Annotated in this window: 4 protein-coding genes; all 4 read right to left on the bottom strand. The window is 64.8% G+C overall.

Features of this window, described 5'->3' with window-relative positions; translation table 11 throughout:
• Nucleotides 1-9 precede the first annotated feature (9 nt).
• Nucleotides 10-774, bottom strand: coding sequence for a transposase family protein (locus NA4_RS37790; RefSeq protein ID WP_067480986.1), 765 nt, complete (start codon nt 772-774; stop codon nt 10-12).
• Between the two features lie 31 nt (nt 775-805).
• Nucleotides 806-1,123, bottom strand: coding sequence for a hypothetical protein (locus NA4_RS42015; protein ID WP_067480983.1), 318 nt, complete (start codon nt 1,121-1,123; stop codon nt 806-808).
• A gap of 47 nt (nt 1,124-1,170) precedes the next feature.
• Complete coding sequence (locus NA4_RS37780; protein WP_169811217.1) at nt 1,171-2,277, bottom strand: pyridoxal phosphate-dependent aminotransferase; 1,107 nt, start codon at nt 2,275-2,277, stop codon at nt 1,171-1,173.
• 46 nt (nt 2,278-2,323) lie between these two features.
• On the bottom strand, nt 2,324-3,009 hold a 686-nt coding region (locus tag NA4_RS37775; protein ID WP_245671792.1), incomplete at its 5' end, for an isocitrate/isopropylmalate family dehydrogenase.

The raw sequence follows: 3,009 nt of genomic DNA, 5'->3' as shown, positions 1-3,009 counted from the left end.
GAGGCTTATTCATAAGGTGCTGAAGAAATGGAGTCCTACGACGGCTTCGAGCATGCTGGCAAACTTCTCGATCGGTGCTCGGAAGCGCCCGCCTTCCTCGCTGAGCATGCGCCAGGTCTTCAGGCAGGCGACGGCTCGCTCGACGGCGGCGCGGATGCTGGCGATCTGGGTGTTGAAGGCGGCGTCGATGCTGCGCAGGGTGCGTCCACGGGGCTTGCGTATCGGAGTCTGGTCGATCCCGTCGACACCGAGATATCCCAGGTCGGCGATGGTGTGCAGGTCGGTCAGAGTGCTGGCGAGACCGGACGCGGCGAAGGCGAAGGCGTCGTGGCGGGCACCGGGGACCGGTACCGTGCCCACGGCCACCAGTTTTCCCTCGAGGTCGGCAGCGATCTGGACGTTGATGCCGGGCATACCAGCCTTGCCGGAGAACAGTCCAGGGTGGGCGTGCCAGTTCCACGTTGGGCAAATCGTGCCATCGACCAGGGCAGTTCCCGCTCCGATGACCCGGGCGGGGTCCGGCACGAACTCGGCCAGCGCCACACCGATAACCGGTCTCAGCAGGTCCCAGCGGCGGCTGACGGTCGGCTGGCTGACCCCGAAGATCCCCGCCGCGAACTCCTGAGTGATGTTGCGGCGCAGCAGCATCACCACCAACACCACCGACTTGAACAGGCCCAACGCGAACGGACGTCCCCGCGAGATCAGCGCACCCGTCTGCTGGTGGACCCGCGCGGTCAGCTCGGTCAGTTGCTCCCCGGTCAGCCCTGTCATAGCCTCGTACCGCAACGGCTTCCGCTCTCGATCAGTGGAATTGGTCTTCCGAATCGAGATATGTTGAAGCCGTTGCTCTTTCAAGCTCCACGCCGAGACCTGCCCAGCAGGCCCGACCGCCGGGCCCGCACCACCACAGCCACAGCAAACGGCCAGCAGCGAAACCCCAACCAGGGCTTGTGAATAAGCCTCGGTGTCCGATGAGCAGTTCCACCGAGCCGTCGTCGCGCCGCAGTGGCACGCTGACGGTCAATTCGCGCCGGGGCGTGGCGAGCATGTCGTAGATGCCCTGTTCGTAGCCGAGGATCGATACGGCTTGAGCCAGTTGCTCCCGTGCGTCGCGCAGCACATTCGCATCGGATGATATCGGTGTTGTGAGCTCAGTTGCGGCACTTGTCATCGGAGATTTTCCTCGAGTACCCTTCGTACCCGATCCATACCGGCGACAAGATGGTCGGCATCGGTTGCGAACGAGATTCGGAAGTGCCCTTCTCCGGACGGTCCGTATTCCCGGCCGGAGCGTACGAGCACGCCTGCGTCGGCCATTCGTCGGGTCAGTTCGTCGGAGGAGATATCCATGTCGACGCGGGGGAAGGCGTAGAACGCTCCTTGCGGTCGAACCAGGTGGACACCGGGGATGCCGTGCAAGCTGCTTACTACCAGGTCACGACGATACTGGTATTGCTCGGCGAGCCCGGTGAGTAGGTCGTCCGCGAGATTGAGGGCGGTAACGCCCGCGTGCTGCACAAACGAGTTCAGGGCGCCGTTGACAGTACGATGCACAAGGTTGATCGCGTCGGCGACCCCCGCCCCGGCCACGACGTAGCCCAGTCGCCACCCGGTCATCGCGAACGATTTGGAGAAGGTGCGGCAGCAGACGATGATATCGGCGTACTCGGGCTTCGAGAGTGCCGAGGCGAGTTCAAGGCCGTCGAAGACTATGTCGCAATACGCTTCGTCGCTGATCAAGTAGCAGTTCGACGCGGCGGCCGCGGCCACCACGGTGTCGATCTCGTGCCGGGAGAGGATTCGTCCGGACGGGTTCCCTGGATTGCACAGGATCACCAAGCGTGCACCCTGGATTCGCTCGCCGATGGCTTCCAGGTCGAGCGAGCCGTCCGGGCCGATCGGCACCCAGTCGACCTGCCCGCCGGCCATCGCGACATGGTCGGCGTACAACGAGTAGGTGGGTTCCGGGATCACCACCCGGTCACCGGGATCGACCAGGGTGAGGATCGCCGCGGCCAGGCCGGCGCTGGCGCCGTGTGTCGGAACCACTTCCTGTGCGCCGATGGGCCGACCGTATTGTTCCGAGAGTGTCGTCGCGATCGCTGTACGGAGGGCCGGCGATCCGGTGAACGCTTCATAACGGGTGTTGCCGGACCGGGCGGACTCCATGGCTGCTTCGGTGATGCGGGTGTCTGTGCCCGCGAATGGCTCACCCATCGCGAGCGAGATCGTGCCGCTCGGAACGGCGCCGAGCGACGACGAGCGTCGGGACATGGCGGCGATTCTCGCGGGTGCGCCGCCCAGAGGCGGTGTCGAGCGGTTAGACATATTGCGGCACTTCCACTTCCGCGAGGAGGAGTCGGTTGAATTCGTCCATGCCGACCGACGAGGATTGTTCGGTCGCCAGGTCGTAGGTGCGGATGCCGTTCGTATGCAAGATCTCAAGGGCCGCCCGAATACGGTTAGAAACACCCAGCGGGGCCAGATCCGAGCACCAGTCCAGCAGGGCGGCGAGCCCCAGCCAGGCGCCGGTGGGATTGGACCGTCGTGAGCCGGCGCGGTGCGGCGACGAGCCGTGTGCGGGCTCGAACAGCGCGGTGATCCCGGCTCCGAAGCCACGGTCCGGGTTGATCGTGGACGATCCACACAACGCGGGCGAGCCAGCACGGGCGCAGACAACGTCGGAGAGTATGTCACCGAAGATCCCTTCGGTGGCGATCACAGCTGGCAGGTCGGGGTAGCGGATCAGTTCGTAGGCTGCGCGATCGACGTTGACGTTCTCGAACTGAACCTCGGTGGCCGCCGAAACCTGGTTCGCGATAGCGCGCCACAGCCGCGACGTGGCGAACACACTTGCCTTGTCGACGCTGATGTAGCGGCGGCGCGGTGCTTGTTTCGCGTAGTCGGCAGCCATCGTCAGCACTTCGTGAACTCGTTCAGGAAGCAACCGAACCTCGTCCACGGCGGGGCCGGTGCCATCGCTCTCCTGCCGCTGGCTAGCCTCGG

It is taken from the genome of Nocardia amamiensis NBRC 102102, assembly GCF_001612745.1.
Classification (GTDB): Bacteria; Actinomycetota; Actinomycetes; order Mycobacteriales; family Mycobacteriaceae; genus Nocardia; species Nocardia amamiensis.
This window is presented reverse-complemented; position numbering and strand designations above follow the sequence as displayed.